This is a genomic window from Achromobacter sp. MFA1 R4 (assembly GCF_900156745.1).
Classification (GTDB): domain Bacteria; phylum Pseudomonadota; class Gammaproteobacteria; order Burkholderiales; family Burkholderiaceae_B; genus Achromobacter.
Genome location: NZ_LT707065.1, coordinates 5589560 through 5614979, shown reverse-complemented (window position 1 = coordinate 5614979; position 25420 = coordinate 5589560). Strand labels below are relative to the sequence as shown.

At 67.3% G+C, this 25420-nt stretch carries 26 protein-coding genes; 9 read left to right on the top strand and 17 right to left on the bottom strand.

Annotated features, from left to right (window positions below; translation table 11 throughout):
* Positions 1 to 25 precede the first annotated feature (25 nt).
* Positions 26 to 745 carry a response regulator transcription factor gene (locus BXA00_RS25690; RefSeq protein ID WP_076521195.1) on the top strand — a complete coding sequence of 240 codons (720 nt, stop codon included), beginning with the start codon at positions 26 to 28 and terminating at the stop codon, positions 743 to 745.
* A complete protein-coding gene (locus BXA00_RS25685) occupies positions 742 to 2220 on the top strand; it encodes an ATP-binding protein (RefSeq protein ID WP_076521194.1) in 1479 nt (492 codons plus the stop codon). Before BXA00_RS25690 ends, BXA00_RS25685 begins: the two co-directional genes overlap by 4 nt.
* On the opposite strand, the gene BXA00_RS25680 is transcribed toward BXA00_RS25685, so the two are convergent.
* The 10 genes from BXA00_RS25680 to BXA00_RS25635 form a co-directional block, all read right to left on the bottom strand.
* A complete protein-coding gene (locus BXA00_RS25680) occupies positions 2217 to 4811 on the bottom strand; it encodes a PEP/pyruvate-binding domain-containing protein (RefSeq protein WP_076521193.1) in 2595 nt (864 codons plus the stop codon). The genes BXA00_RS25685 and BXA00_RS25680 overlap by 4 nt on opposite strands.
* Entirely contained in the window at positions 4808 to 5455 is a 648-nt protein-coding gene (locus tag BXA00_RS25675; RefSeq protein WP_076521192.1) for a TetR/AcrR family transcriptional regulator, read from the bottom strand. Before BXA00_RS25675 ends, BXA00_RS25680 begins: the two co-directional genes overlap by 4 nt.
* A 117-nt stretch (positions 5456 to 5572) precedes the next feature.
* Positions 5573 to 6532: a DMT family transporter gene (locus BXA00_RS25670; protein WP_076521191.1), complete on the bottom strand. Its 960-nt coding sequence runs from the start codon at positions 6530 to 6532 to the stop codon at positions 5573 to 5575.
* A 141-nt stretch (positions 6533 to 6673) separates the two neighbouring features.
* A complete protein-coding gene (locus BXA00_RS25665) occupies positions 6674 to 7540 on the bottom strand; it encodes an AraC family transcriptional regulator (protein WP_076521190.1) in 867 nt (288 codons plus the stop codon).
* Between the two features lie 33 nt (positions 7541 to 7573).
* On the bottom strand, positions 7574 to 8860 hold the full coding sequence (locus tag BXA00_RS25660; RefSeq protein ID WP_076521189.1) for an RNA polymerase sigma factor: 1287 nt from the start codon (positions 8858 to 8860) through the stop codon (positions 7574 to 7576).
* Complete coding sequence (locus BXA00_RS25655) at positions 8857 to 9264, bottom strand: VOC family protein (protein ID WP_076521188.1); 408 nt, start codon at positions 9262 to 9264, stop codon at positions 8857 to 8859. The genes BXA00_RS25660 and BXA00_RS25655 overlap by 4 nt, the downstream gene beginning before the upstream one ends.
* 78 nt (positions 9265 to 9342) lie before the next feature.
* Positions 9343 to 9756 carry a YciI family protein gene (locus BXA00_RS25650; RefSeq protein ID WP_076521187.1) on the bottom strand — a complete coding sequence of 138 codons (414 nt, stop codon included), beginning with the start codon at positions 9754 to 9756 and terminating at the stop codon, positions 9343 to 9345.
* A 451-nt stretch (positions 9757 to 10207) separates the two neighbouring features.
* Positions 10208 to 10561 (bottom strand): YciI family protein, encoded by a 354-nt coding sequence (locus BXA00_RS25645; RefSeq protein WP_076521186.1) that lies wholly within the window; start codon positions 10559 to 10561, stop codon positions 10208 to 10210.
* 82 nt (positions 10562 to 10643) lie between these two features.
* Positions 10644 to 10835, bottom strand: a complete 192-nt coding sequence (locus BXA00_RS25640) for a helix-turn-helix transcriptional regulator (protein WP_076521185.1) — start codon at positions 10833 to 10835, stop codon at positions 10644 to 10646.
* Positions 10832 to 11218 (bottom strand): hypothetical protein, encoded by a 387-nt coding sequence (locus BXA00_RS25635; RefSeq protein ID WP_076521184.1) that lies wholly within the window; start codon positions 11216 to 11218, stop codon positions 10832 to 10834. The genes BXA00_RS25640 and BXA00_RS25635 overlap by 4 nt, the downstream gene beginning before the upstream one ends.
* 208 nt (positions 11219 to 11426) lie before the next feature.
* Between BXA00_RS25635 and BXA00_RS25630 the strand changes: the two genes are divergently transcribed.
* Together BXA00_RS25630 and BXA00_RS25625 are read left to right on the top strand one after the other, a co-directional pair.
* A complete protein-coding gene (locus tag BXA00_RS25630) occupies positions 11427 to 12146 on the top strand; it encodes a DUF6088 family protein (RefSeq protein WP_076521183.1) in 720 nt (239 codons plus the stop codon).
* On the top strand, positions 12143 to 13213 hold the full coding sequence (locus BXA00_RS25625; protein ID WP_076521182.1) for a nucleotidyl transferase AbiEii/AbiGii toxin family protein: 1071 nt from the start codon (positions 12143 to 12145) through the stop codon (positions 13211 to 13213). Before BXA00_RS25630 ends, BXA00_RS25625 begins: the two co-directional genes overlap by 4 nt.
* A 220-nt stretch (positions 13214 to 13433) precedes the next feature.
* Here BXA00_RS25625 and BXA00_RS25620 read toward each other — a convergent pair whose 3' ends face one another.
* From BXA00_RS25620 to BXA00_RS25610, 3 genes are all read right to left on the bottom strand, one after another.
* Positions 13434 to 14447 (bottom strand): OmpA family protein, encoded by a 1014-nt coding sequence (locus BXA00_RS25620; RefSeq protein ID WP_076521181.1) that lies wholly within the window; start codon positions 14445 to 14447, stop codon positions 13434 to 13436.
* On the bottom strand, positions 14444 to 15337 hold the full coding sequence (locus BXA00_RS25615) for a motility protein A (protein WP_076521180.1): 894 nt from the start codon (positions 15335 to 15337) through the stop codon (positions 14444 to 14446). Before BXA00_RS25615 ends, BXA00_RS25620 begins: the two co-directional genes overlap by 4 nt.
* A gap of 169 nt (positions 15338 to 15506) precedes the next feature.
* Entirely contained in the window at positions 15507 to 16082 is a 576-nt protein-coding gene (locus BXA00_RS25610) for a GNAT family N-acetyltransferase (protein ID WP_076521179.1), read from the bottom strand.
* A gap of 111 nt (positions 16083 to 16193) precedes the next feature.
* Between BXA00_RS25610 and BXA00_RS25605 the strand changes: the two genes are divergently transcribed.
* Positions 16194 to 17939, top strand: a complete 1746-nt coding sequence (locus tag BXA00_RS25605; protein WP_076521178.1) for an NYN domain-containing protein — start codon at positions 16194 to 16196, stop codon at positions 17937 to 17939.
* Between the two features lie 25 nt (positions 17940 to 17964).
* On the opposite strand, the gene BXA00_RS25600 is transcribed toward BXA00_RS25605, so the two are convergent.
* On the bottom strand, positions 17965 to 18837 hold the full coding sequence (locus BXA00_RS25600) for a helix-turn-helix transcriptional regulator (protein ID WP_083714340.1): 873 nt from the start codon (positions 18835 to 18837) through the stop codon (positions 17965 to 17967).
* A 74-nt stretch (positions 18838 to 18911) separates the two neighbouring features.
* On the opposite strand from BXA00_RS25600, the gene BXA00_RS25595 reads away from it, so the two are divergent.
* From BXA00_RS25595 to BXA00_RS25585, 3 genes are all read left to right on the top strand, one after another.
* Positions 18912 to 19172: a hypothetical protein gene (locus BXA00_RS25595; RefSeq protein ID WP_076521177.1), complete on the top strand. Its 261-nt coding sequence runs from the start codon at positions 18912 to 18914 to the stop codon at positions 19170 to 19172.
* A 153-nt stretch (positions 19173 to 19325) separates the two neighbouring features.
* Complete coding sequence (locus tag BXA00_RS25590; protein ID WP_076521176.1) at positions 19326 to 19832, top strand: DUF523 domain-containing protein; 507 nt, start codon at positions 19326 to 19328, stop codon at positions 19830 to 19832.
* Positions 19822 to 20139, top strand: a complete 318-nt coding sequence (locus tag BXA00_RS25585) for a hypothetical protein (RefSeq protein ID WP_076521175.1) — start codon at positions 19822 to 19824, stop codon at positions 20137 to 20139. The genes BXA00_RS25590 and BXA00_RS25585 overlap by 11 nt, the downstream gene beginning before the upstream one ends.
* A gap of 12 nt (positions 20140 to 20151) precedes the next feature.
* Here BXA00_RS25585 and BXA00_RS25580 read toward each other — a convergent pair whose 3' ends face one another.
* Positions 20152 to 20721 carry a hypothetical protein gene (locus BXA00_RS25580; RefSeq protein WP_076521174.1) on the bottom strand — a complete coding sequence of 190 codons (570 nt, stop codon included), beginning with the start codon at positions 20719 to 20721 and terminating at the stop codon, positions 20152 to 20154.
* A gap of 226 nt (positions 20722 to 20947) precedes the next feature.
* Between BXA00_RS25580 and BXA00_RS25575 the strand changes: the two genes are divergently transcribed.
* Positions 20948 to 21559: a TetR/AcrR family transcriptional regulator gene (locus BXA00_RS25575; protein WP_076521173.1), complete on the top strand. Its 612-nt coding sequence runs from the start codon at positions 20948 to 20950 to the stop codon at positions 21557 to 21559.
* 77 nt (positions 21560 to 21636) lie between these two features.
* Here BXA00_RS25575 and BXA00_RS25570 read toward each other — a convergent pair whose 3' ends face one another.
* Both BXA00_RS25570 and BXA00_RS25565 read right to left on the bottom strand, forming a co-directional pair.
* Positions 21637 to 22524, bottom strand: coding sequence for a DUF6708 domain-containing protein (locus BXA00_RS25570; RefSeq protein ID WP_156902869.1), 888 nt, complete (start codon positions 22522 to 22524; stop codon positions 21637 to 21639).
* 56 nt (positions 22525 to 22580) lie between these two features.
* Positions 22581 to 25412, bottom strand: coding sequence for a toxin VasX (locus tag BXA00_RS25565; protein ID WP_076521171.1), 2832 nt, complete (start codon positions 25410 to 25412; stop codon positions 22581 to 22583).
* Positions 25413 to 25420: the final 8 nt, after the last annotated feature.

Here is a 25420-nt window from a genome sequence, read left to right as displayed (position 1 = left end):
CATCGATCACGCCCCAGGTAGCCCCATGGATACGCCCCGCCGCGTACTGATAGTTGAAGACGACGCCCACATCGCGGAACTGCTGCGCCTGCACCTGCGCGACGAGGGCTATGACGTCGAGCACGCGGCCGACGGCGACGCGGGCATGCGCATGCTGGAAGAGGGCGGCTGGGACGCGCTGGTCCTGGATCTGATGCTGCCCGGCATCGACGGGCTGGAAATCTGCAAGCGCGCGCGCGCGATGGCGCGCTATACGCCCATCATCATCACCAGCGCGCGGTCCAGCGAAGTCCACCGCATCCTGGGCCTGGAGCTGGGCGCGGATGACTATCTGGCCAAGCCGTTTTCAATGCTGGAGCTGGTGGCGCGGGTGCGTGCGCTGCTGCGCCGCAGCGACGCCATCGAGCGCAATGCGCGCCTGGATGCCGGCAGCCTGGCTGTCCACGGCGTGTCGATCGATCCGATCGCCCGCACGGTGGACGTGGACGCGCGCCGCCTGGACCTCACGCCCCGCGAGTTCGACCTGCTGCATTTCTTTGCGCGGCATCCGGACAAGGTGTTTTCGCGCATGGACCTGTTGAACCAGGTGTGGGGCTATCAGCACGAGGGCTACGAACACACGGTCAACACGCACATCAACCGGCTGCGCACCAAGATCGAGGCCGATCCGTCCAACCCGCAGCGCATCCTGACCGTGTGGGGGCGGGGGTACAAATTTTCGGCGGCCCCGGGGGGACAGTCATGAAACGTTTCACGCTGACCCAGCGCCTGTCCGGCGTCTTCGCCTTGCTGCTGCTGGCGTGCTGCGGGGCATCCGCCTGGCTGCAGATCGCCGCCAATTCGCGCTACGAACAGGAGGTCGTGCAGCGGCTGTCGAGCGGGCTGGCCCAGCACATTGCCGGGTCCACCGAGCTGATGGACGCCGGCGGCTGGAAGCCCGGCGCGGTGCGGTCGCTGTTCGACATGCTGATGGCGGTGAATCCGGCCGTCGAGGTCTATTTGCTGGCCAGCGACGGACGCATCGTGGCCGATGCCGCGCCGCCCGGGCAGATCAGGCGCGACCGGGTGGATCTGGGCCCGGTGCAGCGCCTTCTGGCGGGGGGGATGCTGCCCATCGCGGGCGACGACCCGCGCAGCCTGGACGCGCAGAAAGTGTTCAGCGCCGCGCCGGTGCGCGTGGACGGCCGCGAGCAAGGCTACGTCTACGTGGTGCTGCAGGGCCAGGCGCATGATGCGCTGGCGATGGATGTGTCGCGCAGCTCGGTGCTGCGCACGACGCTGTGGTCGATCGCGTTGGTGGCCTTGCTGGGACTGGTGGCGGGCCTGGCCGCGTTTGCGCTGATCACGCGGCCGTTGCGCGCGCTGACGCGCGCGGTGCGCGCCTTCGATGGCGACGAAGGCCAGGCGCTGGCCGCGCTGGCGCCGCCGGACGAGCTGGCGGCGCGCGGCGGCGACGAGATCGCGGTGCTGCGGCGCACGTTTGCGCAAATGGGGCGGCGGATCTCCGAGCAGTGGCGCGAACTGACGCGCCAGGACCAGCAGCGGCGCGACCTGGTCGCCAATATTTCGCACGACCTGCGCACGCCGCTCACGTCCCTGCATGGTTATCTGGAGACGCTGCGCTTGAAGGACGAGTCGCTGGACCCGGCCGAGCGCCGCCGCTACCTGGACATCGCGCTGGCGCAAAGCCGCAAGGTCGGCCGGCTGGCGCAGGAGCTCTTCGAACTGGCGCGGCTGGAGTCGGGGCTGGTGCGCCTGGAGCCCGAGACGTTCTCGCTGCCCGAACTGGTGCAGGACGTGATCCAGAAGTTCGAACTGGCCGCCGAGGCGCGCGGCCAGCGGCTGACGACGGCCATCGCGCAGGCGCTGCCGCCGGTGCGCGCGGACCTGGGGCTGATCGAACGGGTGCTGACCAATCTGCTGGACAACGCCATCCGCCACAGCCCGCCGGGCGGGCGGATCGAATTGCAGCTTGGCGTGTCGCGCAACCGGGTGCAGGTCCAGGTCAGCGATTCCGGCACCGGCATTCCGGAGGAACTGCGCGCGGGGCTGTTCACGCGCGCGTCGGCGCTGAACCGGGGACCTGGCGACGCTGGCGGGCTGGGCCTGGTGATCGTGCAGCGCATCCTGCAGCTGCATCAGAGCGAGATCCGGCTGGTCGACGGGGCGGCCGGCGGTGCGGTGTTGCAGTTCGATCTGGCGGCGGGAAACCCGGCCTAGGGCATGTCGTCCGGCACGCGCCGGACCACGCCGCGCACGGCGTCCACCGCCAGCATGTCCCCCGTGGCGACGCCTTGCAGGATGCCCTGCACGTTCACCACGGCCGGAACGCCGAATTCGCGCGCCACGATGGCGGCGTGCGACAGGTAGCCGCCGGCTTCCATCACCACCGCGCCCGCGCGCAGGAAAAGGGGCGTCCACGCAGGGTCGGACGACGCCGCGACCAGGATGCCGCCCGCAGGCATGGCCAGGCCTTCGTCCGGCGTGCGGGCAACGAACGCGTGGCCGCGGGCGTGTCCGCCCGCCACCGGCGTGCCGCGCCACGAATCGCCCGGCGCTGCCCCGGGCGGGGGCGTTTGCGGTACGCCAACCCGCACGCCACCCCGCACGCCAACCGCCGCGTCGCCGGTGGCGTACTCGGTGATGACATCGGGATCCGGCAGCGCGGCCCAGGCCTGCAGTTGCTCGCGTCGTGCCGCCGACCGCCGGCCCAGGGCGGCGGGGGATATCCGGCCGTCCGCCAGCGCGAATATTTCGGCGGCGTTCAGATGGAAGATGTCGTCCGGGACGGCCAGCCCGTCCGGGCCGGCGGTGCGCCGGCCCAGTTCCTGCGCGCTTCTGCGGGCTACGGCCAGGTAGGCCACGAGCACGCTGCGCGCGGCCTCGCGCTGGTTGCCTTCCAGGCGGGACGCGGCCAGCAGTTTGGCGGCCAACGGCCGTTGCCAGAAGGGCAAGGCGCGGCGCACGCGCTGCCAGGCCTGCCGCGCCGCGTCGGCCTGCCGTGCGCGCAGCGCGGCGGGGTCGGCGCCGATCAGGTTCAACACGCTGTCCAGCAGGTAGCCCGGGGCCTCGCGCCAGCGCGGATTGCGCAGATACGTCTCGTAGACGGCGCGGTGGCCATAGCGGCGCAGAAAGTCCGCAAACGCCGTCTTGAACGGGCTGCCGTCCGGGAGGGCAGCCTGCCACGCGGCGCTGTCGCGCCCCGGCGCACGCAGCCAGGCCAGCGCCGGGGCGTCGTCCGCGGCCAGTTGCGCCAGCCGCATGAGTGCGTAGCCTTGCTCGGCGGTCACGCTGGGATCGCCGCCCGCCATCAGGGCGGCGGTCAGCGCGTGGCCTTCGCCGGGGGCGGCGCGCTCCACCATTTCCAGCAGCTTGGATAGCGCGCCGCCGCCCGAACCCTGCAGGAAAAACAGCTCATCGGCGGCCAGCACGGTCTGGAACTGCTCGCGCAGTTGGGCGCCCAGGGCGGCGTTGGAAGCGGGCAGCGGCGCATCCAGCCATGCCTGCGCGCGCGCCATGAACCGGGGCAGGTCGGCAGCGGCCTGGCGGCGCAACGGGGTGGCCCGGCGCAGATAGCGCACGAGGCGCAGGCCATGGCGCAGGCGCTGCGTAGCGGTCAGGGGCGGCACGCGGATCTCGGGCTGCGGGCCGCCCAGCAAGGCATTCATGTCGCGCGGCTTGACCCCCAGCGCGTCGTAGCCCACCCATTGGATGACCGACGCGTTCAGGTAGGCGCGGCCCTGGAACAGCGCCGCGAGCCGCACGCCGGGCAGCGTGCCGTAGCCGCTCAATTCAAAGCCGCAGGTGAGCATGCGCTGCGCCATGACGCGGCCCGCGTCCCATTCCAGCGCCGACATGGCCTGCGGCAGCACCTCGCGGGTGTTGCCGCGCGACCAGTAATCGGGCTGGTCTTGCAGCGCGGGATAGGTGCGGCGGGCGGAGGCGGTGACCGGCCGGGCCTGGACGATCCAGAACCGCTCGCCGTCCCAGGCCCACTCGATGTCGTAGCCCCCGCCGCCGTAGTCCAGCGCGCGGGCGGCGTCGCGGGCAATGTCGCCCAGGGCCTCGGCCTGCGCGTCCGTCAGCACGGCCCGCGCGGCGACCGCGTCGGGCGTGGCGGCCAAGCGGGTGCCCGCGCCGCGCGGGACAGGCTGCGTCGCGTGGCGCTTGGCGCCGATGCGCCGGGCCGCCAGCGGCCAGGCCTGGCGCAGGGTGTGTTCGCGCAGGCGGTATTCGTCGCCCTCGGCCTGGCCGTTCACGAGGGATTCGCCCAGGCCCCAGTTGGCGTGGATGATCATCTCGTCGTGGCGGCCGGTGGCGGGATCGATGGTGAAGACGATGCCCGAGGCCGCCGCCTCGATCATGGGCATCACCACCACGGCCATGCCATCCGCGTCGCTGCCGGCCAGGCCGAGGCGCTGGCGGTAGGCCTGGGCCTGGGGCGTCCATCGCGAATCCCAGATGCGCCGCAGCGCCTCCTGCGCCGCGTCCGGTCCGCGCACATTCAGGCACGAGAGATGGATGCCGGCGAACGACGCGCCCGCGGAATCTTCCTGCGGCGCCGACGAACGCAAGGCCAGCGGACGGTCCAGCCAGCCGCGGGCACGCAAGGCCTCCAGCAAAACCTGCGCGATGCCGGGGGGCAGATCCTGGCCGGGCCGATGCGCGTGGCTGGCCTGCGCCGCCAGCACGAAGCCGTCGGGCACGGGCACGCCGAATTGGGCCATGCGGCCCAACTGCCATCCTTTGCCGCCCGCCGCTTGCGGGCCGGCGTGGGCCGCCGCCGCCCAGTCCAGCACCAGGGCGGTCATGCCGCGCGCCGGTCGACGCCGTCCATGAAAAGGCCGATCGCGGCGTCGAACTCCGTCTTGAGCGACGCGCCGGGCTGGTCCAGCCAGCGCAGCAGGGCGCCCAGGTAGAGAAACTGCAGGTGGTGAGCCAGCAGATCCGCGGCCAGGTCGGACCGCGCCTGGCCCGCAGCCTGCGCGTCCTGGATCAAGGCGGCAAAGACGGCCTGCATGCCGCTGCGGGGGGAGCGCGCATCGTCGCGTCCGCCCGGCTGCACCGTGGCAAGGCGGTAGCGCAGATAGGGGCCCAGGTAGGCGCGATGCGATTCGGACCAGTGCGCCGAGGCATGCAGCAGGCGCGTGAGCCGCGCGGCAAGCGTGGGCAGCGCTTTCAATGCGGGCCCCAGGCCAGCCAGCGACGCCGCCAGTTCGCCATGGAACCGGTGCGCCAGCAGGGCTTCCTTGACGGGGAAATGGTTGTAGAGCGTGCCCTTGGACACGTCCGCCTGCGCCGCAATCTGTTCCATCGTCACCGCGTCGTAGCCCAGCGTTTCGAACAGGCGCCACGCAGTCTGGGTCAGATGCGCCAGGGTCTGCTGGCGCTTGCGCTCGCGGCGGCCGGTGTCGGTGGCGTCGGCGTCTGGAAAAACGGGGATGGCGTCGGGCATGGCGGATCCAATTGTTAGACAGCGTAGAAAATTATACGCCGTCTAACAATTTGCGAGTTGCCCGCCGGCGGTGGGCCGCCGCATTGGTGGTAGCGGGCGGCCCCCGCAGGCGCCGCTTCACGCGGCCGCCGCCACCGCCTGCGGCTTCACCCGCACGGCCCGCAGCACGCCCACCATCAGGCACGCAATGCCTACCAGCGTCAGCGGCGCCGGCATGCTTCCGCGCAGGATGAACGCATAGGCCAGCGCCGCCAGGGTTTCGAACACGATGAGCTGGCCGGCCAGCGCCGTGGGCAGCCGCTGGCTGGCTTCGTTCCAGCACAGGGTGCCCAGCCAGGACGCGAACAGGCCGATGGCGATCATCAACCCCAGAAACACGTCGGGGCGAGGCCCCAGCGGCATGTCAAACCCGCTGCCGGCGGCCGCCATGCCGATCCACAGCAGGCCGTAGCCCGCCAGCGCCAGCGGCAGCGTGGCCACGCCCTGCGCGGTGGCCCAGGTGCGCGGACTGCGGCCGGGATGGTCGCGCAGCCAGTCGGCGTTGCGCAGCGGATACCACGTCCAGCACGCCACCGCGCCCAGCGCGAGCAAGGCGCCGATCGCGTGGCGCGACATATCGGCGTCCGCCTCCTGGCGCAGCGCCTGCAACTCCACCTGGTTGACGCAGGCGATGCCGAGCGCGATGAGGCCCAGCGACGGCGCCAGCCGCCGCCAGGGCAACCGGCCGTCGCGGCGCGCATTGCGCAGATTGGCGCAGATGGCGATGACCACGGGCAGGGTGCCGATGATCATCGTCGGCACGGGTCCGCCCGCGCGTTGGATGGCGCTGGCCAGGCACAGGTAATACAGCAGATTGCCGATGGCGGCGAGCTTGAGCGCCTCGATCCAGTCGGCGCGGGTCAAGAGGAGCAGGTTGCGGCGGTCCAGCCAGGCGAGCGGCAGGGCGATGAGGCCGAACGCCAGGTAGCGCGCCACGGATTGCAGCGCGGCCGGATACTCCGGCAGCAGCAGCGGACCGATGAACACCAGCCCCCACATCAGGCCGGCGGCCAGGGCGTAAAGGGTTCCAGCCCACATACATCGCACTCCAGGTCTTGAATGCGGCCAGTCTAGCCAGGAGGGCGGGGCCGAATCTTGTACCAGATTGCGGCGCCGGCGGCGGGCCCCGCACCGGCAGTCATGCGCCCATTACCCGCGCACCCACTACCCGCGCACCTGTTACCCGCGCACCTGTTTCTGATAACGCGACGGCGTGACGCCATAGCGGCGCGAAAACGCGCGCGTGAGATGCGCCTGGTCGGTCAGCCCGGCCGCCAGCGCCACCTGGGCCGGCGCCACGCCCGCCGCCAGCAGGCGCTTGGCCTCGAACAGCCGCAGCGCCATCAGCATCTGCTGCGGCGTGGCGTGGTGATGCGCCTGGAAGCTGCGCAGGAAATGGAAGGGGCTCAGTCCGGCCACCGCCGCCAGCTCGTCCAGCGTCAGGCGGCGCGACAGGTTCGCGTGCAGGTAGTCGATGACCGGCGCGAAGCGGGGCGCGCCTTCGGCCGCGGCGGGACGCGGCACGCGGGCATGGCGGCGGAATTCGTCCAGCAGCGCGAACAGCGCGCTGTCGAAGGCCAGCGGCTCGGATGCGTGCCACAGCGCATCGAGCAGCGCAGTGACGCGCTGCGCGCCGGCGGCATCGCGGCCCACGGCGGCGCCGAACCACCAGCCGGTCTCCCCGGTCACCCGCGCGGCGACGTCCGGATCGATGTAGGCCATGCGGTAGCGCCAGCCGCCTTCGGTTTCGGCGCGTCCGGTGTGCAATTCGTCCGGGTTCATCGTCACCAGCGAGCCGGGGGGCGCCAGGTGGTCGGCGCCGCGGTAGCGGAAGCGTTCGACGCCGGATTCGATGGCGCCCAGTCCGAACGCCTCGTGCGTATGCGGTTCGAAAGCGTGGCGGACGATGTGGGCGCGGTACAGCTCCACCCCGGGCTGGTGGGCCGCGCGGCGAAACTGCGCGCGGTCATCGGGATGGTCGAACGCCGCCGGCACGCCCGTGAGGGGCGGCGCGGCGGGATCGGGCGTGGCGGCGGCGCGTGGCATGCCTGGGATTTAAGCACGCCACGTCGGGCCCCATCATTCCTCCGGCGCCGCGGCCATGTCGCGGGCCCGCGCCAGCAGCAGTTCGCGCTCGCGGGCGTTGCGCGTCATGCCGGCCGCGCGCTCGAATTCCTCGCGGGCTTCGGCCTTGCGGCCCAGCCGGGCCAGCAGGTCGGCGCGCACGCTGGGCAGCCAGTGATAGTTGGCGAGTGACGGGTCCGCCGCCAATTCGTCGACCAGATCCAGCCCGGCCTGCGGGCCGTATGCCATGCCGACGGCGACGGCGCGGTTCAGCGCCACCACCGGCGACGGCGCCGCCTGGGCGAGCGCATCGTACAGGGCCACGATGCGCGGCCAATCCGTCTCCGCGGGTGTGCGGGCGCGGGCGTGGCAGGCGGCCAGTTCGGCCTGCAGGGCATAGGGGCCACGCGCGCCGCCCAGCGCCTCGACACGCGCCAGCGCCGCCAGCCCGCGCCGGATCAGCAGCGGATCCCAGCGCCGGCGGTCCTGGTCCATCAGCAGCACCGGCCGGCCCGCGGCATCGGTGCGCGCATGCAGGCGCGACGCCTGCAGCTCCATCAGCGCGACCAGCCCGTGCACGTCGGCCTCGTCGGGCGTCAATTCTGCCAGGATGCGGCCCAGGCGCAGCGCTTCGTCGCACAGGCCAGGGCGCATCCAGTCCTCGCCCGACGTCGCCGAATAGCCTTCGTTGAATATCAGGTAGATGACCTCCAGCACCGAGGCCAGGCGGGGCGCCCGGTCCGCGGCCTTGGGCACCTCGAAGGGCACGTTGGCGGCGGACAGCGTGCGCTTGGCCCGCACGATGCGCTGGGCGATGGTCGATTCCGACGCCAGGAAGGCGCGCGCGATTTCGGCCGTGGTCAGCCCGCCCAGCAGGCGCAGCGTCAGCGCTACGCGGGCCTCGGTGGACAGCAGCGGGTGGCAGGCGGTGAAGACCAGCCGCAGCAGGTCGTCGCCGATGTCGTCCTGACGCGCCGCATCCAGCGCGTCGACGAAATCGGGCTCCACGTCGGCCTGCAAGGCCTCCAGTTCGTGGCCGATCTGTTCATGCTTGCGGGCGTGCAGCGCATCCAGCCGCAGGCGGTCGCGCGCGCGGTTCTTCGCGGTGGTCATCAGCCATGCTCCGGGATTGTCCGGCACGCCCGTCTGCGGCCAGCGTTCCAGCGCCGCGACCAGGGCGTCCTGCGCCAGTTCTTCGGCCAGTCCCACGTCGCGCACGAGGCGCGCAACGCCGGCGATGACGCTGGCGGCCTCGATCCGCCAGACCGCCTCGATGGCGCGATGCGTGGCCGCCTGCGTCATGCGCCAGCCGCTTCGCCCGGGACCATGTACGCCAGCTCCCAGATGTGCCCGTCCAGGTCTTCGAAGCCGTGCGCGTACATGAAGCCGTGGTCCTGCGGCGCGCGCGGCGCCGTGCCGCCCGCCGCCACCGCGCGCGCGACCAGGTCGTCGACCTCGGCCCGGCTCTCGCAGGACAGGCAGACCAGCACTTCCGTGCTTTGGGTGGCGTCCGCCACCGGCTTGCCGGTGAAGCCCTGGAAGAAATCCTTCACCAGCAGCATGACGTAGAGGTTGTCGCCGACGACCATGCAGGCGCCCTGGTCGTTGGTGAAGTCGGGATTGAAGTCGTAGCCCAGCTTCCGGAAGAATGCCTGGGACTTCTGCATGTCGGCGATGGGAAGGTTGACGAAAATCTGCTTGTGCATGGCGTGTCTCGCTTTGTGTGGGGGGCGTTTTGGTATGAGTTTTGGGTCTGCGTCTGCGGTGCGCGGGGGCTGGCGGCTTCAGTGGCTGGGCGAGGGCATCTGGCGGAAGCGCTCGACCTGCGGGCTGGGCTCGAAATCCTCCAGCTCGAACACCTGGCGCACCTCGATCTCGCATGCCTGGCCGGGGAAGGGCGACGGAAAGCGCATCGCCCATTGCATCGCCTCTTCGCGCGAGCGCACCTGGATCATGGTGTAGCCGGCGATCAGTTCCTTGGTCTCGGCGAAAGGCCCGTCGATAAGCCGGCGTTCGCCGCCGCCGTCATAGCGCACGCGCCAGCCCTTGGACGTGGGCTGCAGTCCATTGGCGTCCAGCAGCACGCCGGCCTTGACCAGGGCTTCGTGGTAAGTCGCCATCGCGGCGAGCAGGCTGTCGTCCGGCATCTTGCCGGCTTCGCTGTCGGGCGTGGCCCGAACGAGGATCATGAATCGCATCGGTGTGATCTCCTGGATCGATGGGCAAGTCCCGGAGGGGGGCTTGTATTGCATCGACGAACGGCGCTGATGCGGATCGACAAAGTTTTTGTGACCCTAGGGTAAACACCAGGTCAAACGGGGGCGATTCGCAGTTGGTTACGAAGATCCAGCCCTTGTTGCTGGCGCCTTCCCTACACTCGCAAGCTTTCCAAACGCCTGAAGCCACGATATGAAAGTCCTGTGCAGCCTTGCCCTTGTTGCCTCCTTGTTGTCCGGCTGTGCCGTGTACACGCCGCAAGGGTCTGTCGTCGTCGACCCGCATGATGGCGGCGGCCGAGGGGGCTTCTGTCCGCCCGGACAGGCCAAGAAGGGCAATTGCTGAAGCAGCCGCGTGTCCGCGTGGTGACGCCGGGCTGGCGGGGCGCCCCAGACGCCACGGACGCTATAGACGCCCCAGACGCCACAGACGCTACAGGAAGCAGGGCCCCAGCTCCCTGACCTCGACCGTGGCCCAGTGCGCCGCCGGGCATTCGGCGGCCAGGGCCAGCGCCTCTTCGCGCGAGTCGCAGGTCAGGAGGAAGAATCCGCCAATCATCTCCTTGGCTTCGGCATAGGGGCCGTCCACGATCTGCCGTTCTCCGTCGCGCACGCGCAGGCGCGCGCCTTCGGCCTCGGATTTCAGGGATTCAGCGCGGGCGAGCAGGCCGCGCGATTGCAGGGATTCGGCGTAACGCAGCATCTGCGCATAGGCCTCGCGGCCTTCTTCGGGCGTGCGCTGGGCGCGCTGGCCCACCGGTTCTACGATCAGAAGCAGGTAAGACATGGGGACTCCCGGGGCGGACTGCGAACGCCGCGAGCGGCGGGTCCGCTAGGTTAACGCCGATCCCCGCGTGCGCGCCACGGCGTCATTCTTCCTGGAAGATCGATTCGATCGCGGTGTCGAACACGCGGGCGATGGCGAACGCGAGCGGCAGGCTCGGGTCGTAGCGGCCCGTTTCGATGGCATTGACCGTCTGGCGCGACACGTCCAGGCGTTCGGCCAGCGCGGCCTGGCTCCAGCCGCGTTCGGCGCGCAATTCGCGGATGCGGTTTTTCATCGATGGCGCAGGGTGTCGACGAGGGTCGTGCATGCCCAGACCCCGCCCATCAGCGGCCAGACCACGAACATGCTCAGCTTCGGAAAGCCCGCGATCTCCAGGAAGCCATAAGTGAACGTGACGCCGGCCGTGACGGCGGCGGCGATGCCCAGGTGTTCCAGCGTGGTCTTGCGAATGAACTCGTCCGAACTGCGCACCGCGCGCACGACGGCGCGCAGCGCCAGCAGGAAGGCGAGCATGGGCGTGAGCAGCACGGCGGTGCGCAAGGCGCCTGCCGGCATGTCCAGGCTGAGGCGCAGGGCGCCCATCAGCAGCACGATGTAGAGGGCGAACGCGATGCCCAGTTCCTTGAAATAGCGGCGCTTTGCCTGGTTTTGATTCATGGGAATGCCTGTGTGGATGTAAAGCGTGCTTGACATTCTGGCGGGGTGGCCGGGGTGTGTCAAGCGTCCTTTACATGTCCGGTGTGGGCGCTTCGTCCGTGTTTGCACGCAGGACAGCGTTCATTACGTCCGAAATAAAACTACAAATTTCGGACAAGACATCGTCAAATGTCCGAAAAAGATATATAAATATCGGACAGGAGAGACAATGTCCGCACTCAAATCTCACATCTCTGCTCTGATTGAAGCGGCTGAACCCGGACAAGTTTGGGTGCCAACCGACTTTGCACAGTTGGGCAGTCGTGATGCCATCGACAAGACTCTGCAGCGCATGGTGCAGGCCGGAGAGTTGCGTCGCATCGACCGAGGCCTATATGACAGCCCCAAGATCAGTAGCCTGACCAAACGTCCAACAACCCCAGACTACCGCGCGGTGGCGCAAGCCATCGCCCGCCGCGATCACCTGCGCCTGCTGGTGGACGGTATGACCGCTGCCAATGATCTCGGTCTGACCGACGCGGTACCCGCTCGCGTCACCATCCATACCGAAACCCGTCGACGTGCAGTTCAACTCGACAAGCTCACCATCGAGTTCAAGCAGACCGCGCCCAGTCGTCTCTACTGGGCGGGGCGCCCGGCCATGCGCATCGTGCAGGCGCTGTACTGGTTAAAGGACACACTGACTACCGAGCGTTCTTCCATTCAAGGCAAGCTGACTAAAGTGCTGGCCGATCCCGTTCATGGTCCGACGATCCGCCAGGATCTGCTCGATGGTTTCAATGCATTGCCGGCGTGGATGCAAAGCTTTATCCGAGAACTCCCTGGGTGTGACCCGCAGGAAACAAGGGCCGCAACACCCCAAACTCTCGACACCAAAAAATCTCCGCCTGTACGCCGCCGTGCGGCCAAACACGGGGAGGCCCGGTGAATCCCGCATTCAGTACCATCATCACAGCTAGCGATGCCGACCGGCGAGACTTGTTTCTTGGTGCCTCAACCCGCCTCGGTACAGCGGTTCAGAACATCGAAAAGGATTTCTGGGTCTGTTGGACACTAGATGCTCTGTTCAACCGCCTGAAAACGGGTGGCCCGCGCCTGCTGTTCAAAGGAGGCACTTCGCTCTCTAAGGCCTTCGGCCTGATCTCCCGCTTTTCCGAAGACATAGACATCACGGTGTTTCGTGACGACTTGGGACAAAAGGCCGAAGTTGCCGATTTGGATGCGCTGACCGGCAAGAAGCGCCGAGCACGTCTTGAAGCCATCCGCAATGCGTGCCAGGCCTATATCGCGGGTCCATTGACCGCGCAGTTCACTCATCTCGCGGCATCGGTCATTCCCGAGAGCCGCTTTCGGCTGGAACTCGACCCCGACGATAAGGATGGTCAGAGTTTGCTGTTCTGGTATCCCTCCGTCACAGCCACCACCGGCGACTACATCCGCTCAGCGGTCAAGATTGAGGCCGGTGCGAAATCGGCACTTGATCCGCATATCACGGCTTCCGTCACTCCGTACGTCATACGGGATCTGCCCGACCTGGACTTGAACGTGACGAACGTAATCACCGTGAAACCCGAACGCACCTTCTGGGACAAGGTCATGATCTTGCACGGGCTACGCCAGTGGCATGACCGTCGCGGTGAGCTACGACACGGCGGGCAACGTGTATCACGTCATTACTATGACTTGCATCAACTGATGCAGGCACCGTTGGCGGCCACCTGGCAGGCGGATTACGTACTCGCGACCAACTGCGCTCACCACGCGAGGCTGTTCTTCGGCAGCGCCGATTTGGGGCTCGACAGTGCAGTACCCGGCACGTTCACGCTGACACCGAATAGGGCGATGCGAGAGGCACTCAGAAAAGATTATGAAGCGATGGCTGGCATGATTTTCGGCGATGTCCCTTCGCTCGATGCGGTGCTGCACAGCGCAGAACACTTCGAGCAGATCGTCAATGGCGCTGCAATAGCCGCGCTCACCACAAAAGGACCATAGCGATCGTGAACGATTACTTCGGTGATCGAGAGAATGGCCCTCGCGCCCGTACCGGTCAGGTGCTCTCGCCTGTCGTGTGGGCAGGGTTGGTGGGGACGGTGCAGGCATTAGCTAATAGCGGAGCTTTTTGGTCTGCGGTTTCCGCAACGATGCAGTGCCGGGATGGAGTCACGGTGCAATAAAAAAACCGGCTTGCGCCGGTTTCCGAAGGGAATCGCGATCAGGACCGGGCCGGCGCCTTGGCGGCGGTCTCGGCGGCTTTGGCCGCCGCGTCGGGGCGCGACGCCGGCTTGCCCGCATCGGCCGCCTGCGGGGTGGCGGCCGCTTTGGTCACCTGCTGCGGCGTGATGTCCATGATCAGCTCGACGCGACGGTTGGCGGCGCGCCCGGCGGCCGTGTCGTTGGACTCGATGGGGCGCGTTTCCGCATAGCCCACCGCGCGCAGGCGCTGCGGGTCCACGCCGTCGCGCACCAGTTCCCGCAGCACGCTGGTCGCGCGGCTGCTGGACAGCTCCCAGTTGGAGGCGAACTGTTTGGTCAGGATGGGCACCGGATCGCTGTGGCCTTCGACCGAGACCTGGTACGCGTTCTTGTTGAGGATGCCCGCCAGGCGCTTGATCACGTCCAGGCCTGCGTTGCTGAGCGTGGCCTGGCCCGAGGCGAACAGCAGCTCGTTGCTGATGCGAAAGCTCACCGACTGTTCATTGACGATCACATCCACCGAATTGCCCAGGTCCGCCAGGCCCAGCGACTCCTTGGACGGGGCGGTCAGCGGCTTGGCGGCCTCGGCCACCACGATTTCGTCGTCGGCCGCGGGGGGCGCGGATGACGCGACGACCGGGGCGGGGGGAGCAGGTAGTTCCTTCCAGCTGGCGGGGATGGCCACGCTGTCGAACTCGGAATACTCGCCGTCGTAGGCGGGCAGTCCGGCCGCGGCCAGGGTGCCGACGACTTCCACCGCTTGATCGGACTTGCCATAGCCGCCGCCGTGCAGCGCAATGGCCAGCATGACGACAAGCATGGCGAGCAGCAGCGTGATGAGGTCCAGATAGCTCAGCAGCCAGTTTTCGGAATCCTGTTCGACGGATTCCTCGACGTGCCAGCGCGCGTAGCGGTCCTGGCGGTCGCTTTCGCTGGGCCGCCAGCCGCTATTGGCGGCCGCTTTCTGTGCGCGTAGCTGCGCCTGGCGGGCCTGCTCGATCCGCTGGGCGAGGGAAGGGGAAATCAGGCTCATTGACGCGCGGCTGCCGGGCGGACGAGGGTGGCGGGAGCGCCGGCGGCGTTGCCTGCCGCGGCGGCGGGCGCCGGCTTGCCCTGGCCTTCCGGCTTGGCCTTCGGCCGGGCGTCGGCGCCGCCATCGTAGATTTCGTCTTCGACGTGCATCACGAACGAATTCAGGGTCTCGCGCACCATGGCCGGGCCGCGCTTCTCGCACATCATCGAGATGCCCTGCAGCACCATGTTCATGGACTCGACGCGGCGCGCCGTGCGGCGTTCCAGCTTCAGCGCGATCGGCTTGCAGACCAGGTTGGCGAGCAGGATGCCGTAGAACGTGGTCATCAGGCCGATGGCCAGTTGCTGGCCGATGGTCTGCATGCTGCCGTCGCCCAGCACGGCCATCAGGTTGATCAGGCCGACCAGCGTGCCCAGCATCCCGAAGGCCGGCGCAAACGTGGCCATGACGCGGAACATCTGGGCTTCGGCCTGCTCGCGGGCGCGCAGGCGGGCCACGCGCCACTTCAACAGCTCGATGATCTGCTCTTCGGGCGTGTTGTCGATGATGAGCTGCACGCCCGTGCGCAGGAACGGGTTCGAGACCTTCTTGAGCTCGTGCTCGACCTTGTGGACGTCGGCGTTCATCCAGAGCTGGGCCATCCCGACCAGTTCTTCGATGTCGCGCTGCTGGTCGTGCTGGTCATTGCGGAACACGGTGCGCACCAGCTTGAAGACGCGCACGACTTCCTGCAGCGGATACGCGATGAACAGCGCGGCGCAGGTGCCGCCCAGCACGATCGCCAGGCCCGGCAGATTGAAGTACAGGCTGGAGTCGTTGGCGGACAGCGCCACGACGATGACCAGGGTGAGCAGGCCGACAACGGCGCCGATGACGGTAGACGGATTCATGGATGTTGCCCGATGACAAGGCATCCCACGCGCGGAATGCCGGATTTTCGGGAATTCTAGCCAGCGCGGGCCCAGGTCAATCGGCCGGAAAGCGGGGCGAAATAGGCGATAAGCGCCGGGTTGACCGGCCAGGCGGCCGGCCGAGACGCCCGTCTTAATCGGGGACGAACTAGGCCGTGGGCGAGCCGGCCTGGCGCGCCATCCATTCGTCGCGGGTGATCTCCCAGATTTCGCAGGCATGGCGGCCGCTGACCAGGCCGCGTTCCTCGGTGGCCACGCAGCGCATGCCGCTGCTTTCCGATATCCGGCGCGAGGCCGTGTTGGCGATGGCCTTGGGCGCACGCAGCACGGGCTTGCCCAGCACGCCAAACCAGTAGGCCGTGACGGCGGCGCAGGCTTCGGTCATGTAGCCCAGGCCCTGCTGGGCTGGATCCAGCCAGAACCCCCGGTTGTTGCCGGGGTCGTCGTCCATCAGGCTGATGACGCCGATCAGCTGGTCCGGCTGCGCGCGCGTGCGGATCGACCAATGCCACTGCGTCCCGCGGCGCGCGGCGGGCAGGGCGGCCTGCTCGATGTACTGGCGCGCCCCGTCGTCGGGGTACGGCCAGGGCACCTGGTCGGCCAGGAATCGCACGACGTCCCATTGGGCAAAGATGCGCTGGATGGCGTCCGCGTCCGCCAGGCACAGGGGCCGCAGCAGCAGTCGAGCGGTGGTCAGTTCAGGAGGCGGAGCGGCGTCGGGCATGGCGGTAGCGGACTGGGAGGCCGGAGAGGTCAATCGGAAATGTATATCATGGGCGGATTGTGGCGGCGCCCAGCCCGGCTTGGCGTGGGCCGCCGCGGAATTGGAGAGAACATGAACAACCCCAACGAAAACGTCAGCATGGCGCTTTTCTGCGACTTCGAGAACGTGGCGCTGGGCGTGCGCGACACCAAATACCAGAAGTTCGACATCCGGCCGGTGCTCGAGCGCCTGCTGCTCAAGGGCAGCATCGTCGTCAAGAAGGCCTACTGCGACTGGGAGCGCTACAAGGAATTCAAGGCGCCCATGCACGAGGCCAACTTCGAGCTCATCGAAATTCCGCATGTGCGGCAGTCGGGAAAGAACTCGGCAGACATCCGGCTGGTCGTGGATGCGCTGGACTTCTGCTACACCAAATCCCACGTCAACACCTTCGTGATCATCAGCGGCGATTCCGATTTTTCGCCGCTCGTGTCCAAGCTGCGCGAGAACGACAAGAAGGTCATCGGCGTGGGCGTCAAGCAGTCCACCTCGGACCTGCTCATCGCCAACTGCGATGAATTCATCTTCTATGACGACCTGGCACGCGAAGGCCAGCGCACCGCCGACGCGCGCCGCGACACCCGCGGCGCCAGCGTCCAGCGGCGCTCGCCGGACGAGGAACGCCGCCGCAAGGAAGAGCAGGAAGCCCGCAAGACCCGCGCCGTGGAGATGGTCGTCGAGACGTTCGAGGCCCTGATGGCCGAACGCGGCGACAGCGGCAAGATCTGGGCCTCGGCCCTGAAAGACGCGCTCAAGCGCCGCAAGCCGGATTTCAACGAGTCCTACTATGGCTTCCGCGCGTTCGGGAACCTGCTGGAAGAGGCGCAGTCGCGCGGCTTCCTGGAGGTCGGCCGCGAAGAAAAGTCGGGCACCTATGTCTACCGCGACAGCACAGGCGGCGAGCGCGTCGCGGGCGGCGATGCGCCGGCCGAATCCGCGCCGGAAGGCGTGGCCGACCAGGCGGACGCGCAGGCCGGCGGCGGCAGGAATTCGCGCAAATCCCGCGGTGGCCGCAAGTCGGCGGGCGGGCGGACGGCGGCTCAACAGGGCGGCGCGGACCGGGATGATGGCGCTTCGCCGTCCGCGGATCATGCCGGCGAGCCGGACGCCTGGAAACAGCCCGATGCGCCCCGCCAGACCGAAGGCGGCACGGTCGTCGACGCGCCCGCGCTTGCGGGGCAGATGGCGGGCGCCGATCAACCGGAGGATGCCGGGCAGGCCCGCGGTCACGATCAGGACGAAGGACGTCCGCCCCGCAATGCGCGGCAGGCGGACCGGCGTTCGCGCGGCGCCAGGCCGGCAGGCGGTGCGCGGCGGGCGCGGGACGAGGCGCAGGCCGACGCACCCAGCCAGCCGGACGCGGCGCCTGCGGGCGACCGTGTGCCGTCCGACGCATCCCAGGCCCCGGCGGTCCGCCCGCCGTCCTTCGGCCGGCCCCCGCAACCCCTGCCGCAATCGGCGCTCGTGCCCATGCCGCCGCCGGTCGTGAACGTGGGCGAATGGACATTCGTCACGCCGCCGGTCCAGGCCGAACGCGAACGCCCTGCGAAGGCGGCCGATCCGGTCACCGGCCCCGCAGCCAGCCCGGCCGCCGAACCCGCACCCGCCGCCAAGCGAGGACGCGGTGCGCGCAAAACCGCCGCGAAGGGCGAAGACGGTGCGCAGAGCGAGGCCAAGCCCGCCGCGGGGAAATCCGCGCCCGCCAGGTCCGCGGCCGAGCCGGCGGCGGCAGAGGCCGCAACGCCCGCCAAGCCGGCGCGCAAGACGGCCCGCAAGACCGCGCCGCGCGCCGCCAAGAAGGCGGCCCAGGAGGGTTGAGCGCGCCAGGGCGGGGTGCCAGTGCTTAATCCGCCTGGCGGTCCGCCCGTGGCCTGAACCGGCCCGGCGTGGCGCCCAGTTCGCGCTTGAACATGGCGATGAACGCGCTGACGTTGTCATAACCCAGCTCCAGCGCCACCGTGGTCACCGCAGCCCCCGCCGCCAGCATTTCCTGGGCGCGCATCAGGCGCGCGCGCTGCCGCCATGCGCCCACCGGCAAACCCGTCTCGGCAAGAAAACGGCGCGCCAGCGTGCGCGGGGCCATGCCGACGGCGGCCGCCCATGCCTGCAGCGGCCGCGTGTCCGCGGGGTGATCCGACAACGCCAGCGCCAACTGCTGCAAGCGCGCATCGCGCGGCAGCACGAGCGCGACCCCGGCGTGCGGCAGGCTACGGATCTCGTCTCGAATCACCTCGACGATGCGCCGGCGCGCCGGATCGGCGGTGTCGTCGTCTTCTCCCCAGCTTGCCGCGCGTTCGATCGCGGCCAACAGCAAAGACGAGGCCTGCAACACGCACGGCCGTTGCGGCAGCCCTGCGCAGGCCGCGGGGCTGAGATAGGCGCTGTAGCCGGCGTAGGGGCCGTGCGATCGCAGCCCATGCGGGTGACCGGGAGGAATCCAGACGGCATGCTGCGACGGGACGACCCACTGCTGGTCTGCCGCGTAGACGGTCAGCAGGCCTTGCCACGCGCCCAGCAATTGACCCCGCGCGTGCTCGTGCATGGCCGTGTGCCGAAGCGCGCCGTCCTGCCGGGCGACGGCGATGAGCCGCGGGCCCCCACGCGCGCGGGCGCGCTCGGGAGCCAGCAGCGGCGCGCCCGGGGCGCAGGAAGAAGCGGACGCCGGACCGGGGCGGACGCCGGGACGCGGAGCGGGTGGCTGAAACGCGGTATTCATTGGCCAGACTGACGCAGTTATGCCGAAAGATAGGGCTTATCGTAGCGCCTGTACCCAACCCTCAGGAGTCAATCATGAAAGCCCAGGATGTGCTGCCGGACGGCAAGGACCAAGGAATCTTCCACGGTGTGGCGGTGCGCAAAGGCACGGTCGGCGCGTTTCTGGCCAATGCCCGCGTGTGCGTCGATCCGGCGGCGCCGCCCGAGGCCGTCGCCGCCGCGCGGCGGGACATCCAGCACGCGATGCCCGCCCTGCAGGCGCTGGGCCTGTTCGACATACTCCAGGTGCGAGATCCGGCGCTGCGGGACTGGATGCAGGCGTTGCCGGGCAACTAGCGGACCGGTTCCGCGGGCAAGGGCGCATGGCCGCGTTCGTGTTCTATGATTCGAGCCTCGGACGCCGGTCTGTACGTTCGGCCCCGGATTTCCGGCCCCGGCCCGCCCCAATCCACCGTCCGCCTCCACCGACTCCCCATTTCCCGGTCCTGCATGCATTACGTTCTGGTCAGCTCCTGCCTGTTGGGCAATCCCGTGCGCTACGACGGCCGCAGCGTGCAGCAAGGCGATGCCGTGCTCGACCGGTGGCTGCAGGAAGGCCGGGTCGTCGCGGTCTGTCCCGAGGTAGCGGGCGGCATGCCGATCCCCCGGCCGCCCGCCGAGATCGAGCCGGCCAAGGACGCGGCCGCGGTGCTGGCCGGCCGGGCGCGCGTCGTGGCGGTGACGGGCGACGACGTCACGCAGCCGTTCGTGCGCGGCGCCCACGAGGCGCTCGTCGCGGCGCAGGCGCGCGGCATCCGCATCGCCGTGCTGAAAGAAGGCAGCCCGTCCTGCGGCAGCGGCTATGTGTACGACGGCCATTTCGCCGGCCGCCGCCAGCCCGGCGTGGGGGTGACCGCTGAATTGCTCCGCCGCGCGGGCCTGCAGGTCTTCAGCGAAAAGCAATGGGGCGAAGCCGCCGCCTGCCTCGCCGCGCTGGAGGCGGGCGATGCTGACTGAAGCCGCTGACTGGCTGGTCCTGCTGGGCGTGGCCGCATGCGCCTATGCGGCATGGAAAAGCGCGGCGCGCGCGGGCCGCAGCCGTGCGATTGCGCGCGTGGCGGCGCTTTCCTGCCTGGCCTTGTCCGCATTCTTCTTCTACGCATGGTACGCGCAGTACCTGAAATGGGACTTCAACGAACTGGGCCGCTACTACGATCCGGTCGATCAGGTGGTCTATACGGACGCAGGGTTCGTCTGGGTGCTGCCGGCCGCCGCGCTGTTGATCCTGGGCCTCTTGTACGCCCGGCGCGGCTGGCGGCGCTGATCGCGCGGTGCGTCAGTTGGCGCGATACCCGCGGCTGGTCATGCAGGAATCCAACGCGCGGTTGTAGGTGTCCACCATGATCTGGGTGGTCCAGGCGTTGATGGTGGCCGGATCGTACCCGCTCTGGTTCATGGCCCAGCGCCGACAGTCGGTCGTGGCGTTCGCCTGGGCGGTATTGACCGCGGGGGCCGGTTCATACTGCACCGGCGCGTATTGCGGCACGGGCGTCGAATAGGCAACGGGGGGCGCTTCATACACCGGCGCCGCTTCATAAACCGGGGCGCCATACGCCGGCGCCGCATAGAGGGGAGGGCTCGTGTACCCCACGCCGGACGAATACACCCCGGTCTGCACGTAGGAAGGCCCCGAATTGGCCGCCAGCAGCAGCCCCACTGTCGCCAGCGCAAATGCGCCGCCGATCCACCAGCCGTCCGAACTGCTGCCGCCGCCACCGTGATGGTGGTGATAGCCGCCGCCATGGCCGCCGCCCCAATATCCGCCACGCCCGCCAGCCACCGCCGGCGCGCTGGCCACCGCCAGCGCCAATGCCGCCATGGCCACCCGGCCTGAAAACCGCTTCATGATCTTGCTCCTCGGCCGCCCGGAACCGGCACCGTGCACGGCGCCGGACGACAGCCTTACTTTACTGCTCCGTCGCCGCAATAAGTTGTCGCAAGCGATACGGGGATTTCAAGTGATTTCAGGCGCGTGACCGAGGCCGGGAACGGGTTGCACGCAGTGGCCGACCCGTGGCCGAAGCGTCCTGCCGCGTGTGGCGCAAAGGGGGGATAGGTAGTACTTTCTCGCGATGAACACGGCACTACCCATTTCGGCATCGCAAGACAAGCGTCTCACCAAGGGTGAGCGCACGCGGCTGCTGCTATTGGCCGTCGCCGCGGCAGAGTTCGCCGAGCGGGGATTCCAGTACACCCGGGTCAGCGACATCGTCGCCCGCGCCGGCGTGACCCAGCCCGTGTTCTACCAATACTTCGCCAGCAAACAGGCGGCCTACGACGAACTGGTGGGCCTGTTCGCCCAGCGCCTGCGCCAGGCCATCAGCCAGGCGCGCCTGCCCGGCGACCTGCAAGGCGCCGAACTAGCCGCCCGCATCCGCCAGGGCGTGGGCAGCCTGCTCGCCATCTTGCAGGAAGATCCCAACCTGACCCGCATCGGCTTCTTCCAGGCCGACGCCGCCGAGGCGCTCAAGGACGAACTGGTCGCCATGATCGCGGACAACGTGCGCGCCGAGCAGCAGGCCGGCCTGTTCCGCCCCGAAATATCACCCGAGTGGTTCGGCCAGTCCCTCATGGGCATCATCGAACGCTTCACCCGCCAATCCCCCGACGCCGCCCGCCAGCAGGCGCTGGCGGAATTCATCACGGATCTGCTGCTGGACGGGATGCGCAGGCGGCCAGGATAGGGGCGTTTCGCTTGTGGGCCTGCGATGGAGCGTGTGTTTGCGCTGCGTGTAATGGGGCGATGACACGTGAAGGTGATTTACGGCTCGATCCGCTCGCCGTTGACGCGAATGACCGGTGTGCGCTTGTCATCAAAGCCGCAGAGCCGGTCGATTTCCTTGGGAAACTGCGCGTAGGGCACGTTGTATTGAATGAAGGCTTCCACGCTGTCGGGAAAGGCGTTGATGAATAGCCAACCCAGCCAGAGCGGAAGGGTGATGGGTGCCTTTAGCCAGCCAAAGGGCTTGGCCAGCCTGCGCCGCAAACCGGCATACCAGTCCCGGTAAGGCTGAAGGGTTTCTTCTATGCGGGTTCGTCGGGGTGGCAGAGGAGCGGGTTCCGGCAGGCCCTCCGGGCCATGTGTCATAAAGACCTGCAGGTAAGACCAGAGCGTCTTGGCCGACCGATCTCCGTCGAACAATCCTAGATTGCCGCATGCTGCACAGATTTCAGTTGGCGGGTCCATGTTGTAGTCGACGCCGATCAAGTAGAGAGGATGCCTGCTGGCGTAGCCGCTTGCGGAGATGATGGGAATGTATCCGGCCAGGGCTTCAAGCTGGTCCCAATCGAGAACGTGCAGCCGCTTCTTGCGCGGGTAGACGAAGTAGAGCTTGCGTGTGCCTCGGTGAATGCGGATAAAAGCGCCTTTGCTCCGATTTGCTCCGCCAGCAAGGTAAAAAATGAATGCCATGACTGTTAAGGCAGGTGACATCGCGAGCATCGCCGTAACCCGCTCATGAGTCATATTTTGAATCCCCAGGGCGAAGACGGCGACGATGTACGTGGCGACGGTGATAATGACGGACATGCCGATAAAGCCCACCGCTCCGCGTTGCACATAATTTGCATATGTCTCGAGTTCGACGCACGTTTCGTTGACGCGTCGCACGCCATCTGGTTGTGGTGCAATGGCTATGGAGCTACTCACGTATAGCGGCGTACCCCCAAACCGAAAGCTCTTCGGCAAGCGTTTAATTGCGCTAGTCATTTTGGCACCCTGACAGGCTCAAGTTTCGAAGGATCGATCGAGTCGGTGAACCACCCGGCGGCAGTGAACACCAATGGGTGGGGCGCGTTTGGTTGCTGTAATGCGAGTTCGGGGTGTTTTTCGGGATCAGGGAAATACAGGTATTCCACAGTCACTACGGCGTCTTCATGCATCTGGATGGCCCAGCCACATTCTCTACCCGTGCCGCCCAAAGGCGTGACCAGGCACTCGCGGCGATAGTCGATTGGGTTTGTGCCTGGGGCGAACGCAATGGGTCCTGCGATCGGATAAAGCTTGTCGTCATCCAAGGTAAATGACAATCTCGTCTGAAATCTTTTCCCAGGCATGTCATCCACCCCGGGCAACTGGCATCTGATGCGGAGGGTGCCTACCGAATAGAAGGTGGCCTTGGACCATTCAGGTAGCAACCGTGGCCGATAGTACAGACTGTGGACAGCGTCCAATTCCTCTCGATTTGTGTAATGTCGTCGATCTACGCCCCATGCGCTGTGTTTGAGCCAGATTTCGACCGGCCCGTGCTTGGTCACGTCTGCAGCGAAGGCAAATCCGATGAGGAATGCCACCGCAGTACCCGCAACAATCGTCCATCCCAAGGGGGTAAGGCCGAGCACGGCAACGGCGCCCCCGCCGGCGCTAATGGTCGCCGCTGTGGCTGTACCGCCCGCCCATGTCGCGACTGTCAGCACGCCGCCAGCGAAAGCAGATCCGAGGAGCATTCTTCCATGTTCCGGGTTGTTGTCGCTAAATGCACTGATCGCTTTGATGGAGTCGGCAAGGGTCATAAGTCCCGCCCCTCCAGCTCCGAAGAGCGCTACCCCGAGCTTTGCCGAAACAGTTCTCGCGCCGATCTGCAAGACTGTGTTCCGTTGTCTCGCAGTACCAATAGCAATAATGGCTGAACCAATTTCTACGCTTGCGCCTACAAGCGCACTAGCAGCTCCTAATAAGGCTGCCAGGTTGGCGGCAACTTCATTCGGTTTTTGATAGTCTCTCCAAGCATTCCCCAGTCCCTTCAACGCCAAATATCCACCGAGGCCGGTGAACAAATGCCCACCAGGGCCACGCAAGCGATTCACCATATTGATGAAGGGATTGCCCTCCATTTGGACCGTACGCGCAGCCGGGAGCGCGGACGCTTCGGACGATCCTCGGTCGATCTCGCGATACGTTGTCTCACCGACCTTCACCCAGTCGAAAATCAGGACGCGTGCATCAAGATCGACCTGGCTTACCTTCGGAGACGGCATCTTCCACGCCCGCAGTCCTTCTTCACCCAGCGTTTGATACCCCTGGAATTCATAAGCAGCACGCTGCAGGTCCGCCCTGCTGACGTCGTACACAACAATGGTTGCATTAGCCCGGATTTCCATCACGTGCCGCAGGCGTCGTACCAATACGTCCGCCCGCCCGGCTTCCGGCAATGCCTGCAACAACCCGATCAAGGCATTGGTGGCGGGCGTGGCCATGTGCTCTTCGATGTACTTGTCCATGACGCTGAACACGTTCTTGGCGATATCGCCCGCACTGGATTTCAGGCGGGCAAGCAGGATCTCGTTGCCGTTGGCCAGCGCGAGCCAGTAGGGACTTTTGTCTACGGGCGTCATGACCAGGTCGCTCATCACCTGGATCCCGTCTTTGCCATGAATCAGGCCGCCGATGCATTGGAATACGGCATGCTCATAATCGCGCGCGTTGTGGATCACGCCGAGGTCAAAGCAACGCAGGGCTTTGCCCAGCAACCGGGAAGGGTCGATGAGGTGCACCCATGCGACGGAATCTCTGACCGCCGCGCCGATGCTGCGGTCAAACGTCTTGATCGTATTGGCGTAGATGTCGGGGAAGGCCATGGCGCCGGCATAGTTCACCAGGTTGCGCTGCCTGGCGAGGGCGTGGGTCAGGTCTGGTGAATTGGCCGCCTGCTGCTTCGTGGCCTGGAAATAGTTGCCGATGAGCGTTGCGCTCTGCAGCTTGTGCGCGTTCTGGCCGGCATACCGGGTCTTGTTGGCGACGGCATCCGTGATCAGGTAGTGAAGCTCACTGGCCACCCCGATGGGGTCTTGCAGGGCGACCGCGAGGGGTTTGATATCCATGCGCGGGCGCAAGGCGATATACATCTCGCCCAGGATGTTGCCATGGCTTGGCGCCCCGTCTGAAAGATGGATTTCGCTCCAGTCGAAATGCGTGGGACTGCCATACACCGCGGGCGGGACGAGTTCCCGCGTTGCGTTACCCAGCAGCGCGGCATCGAAGGCGTGTCGTTGAGGGGCTCCGCCGGTTGGCTTGCATGGGGTGGCCAGCGTGTCGCGCAGGCCATCCTTATTGGTTTCGAGGTTCCAGAGGGTGCGATGGGACAGCAGCGTATCGCTGACCAGGACGTGGACGACTTCCGCGGTGCTGGTTTCGGGGGCCAGGAGATAAGGTTTCGCGCCTGTCGTATCCGGGCGAGCCAGCCGGCCCGGGGTCGCATCGTTGTCATCGGCATGGCTCCACCAGATGCGGGCAAATCGGACGTCCTCGGTCACCTGATAATGCTGCGTCCACATGCGCGCGTTTTCGAAATAGCAGAGATAGACGTAGGTGCCCGGACGCAGCACGCGTAAGCCGTAGGCCTTACCTGCCAAGAGCGTGGGATAGTTTTCGGTGCCCAGGGTCGGAAACACCTTTTCATCCAGCGGTTTGTCGGCGATGCCATAGCGCAGCGGGTAGAGGGGCACGCCGCGTTCGCAGGGTGGGGGAGAAATGGCCTTGGCGAGCCGCTTCTCGTTGGGGGGCACCGGTCCCAAGGCCTTCTTATAAGTCGCGTTCATGGGGTTTC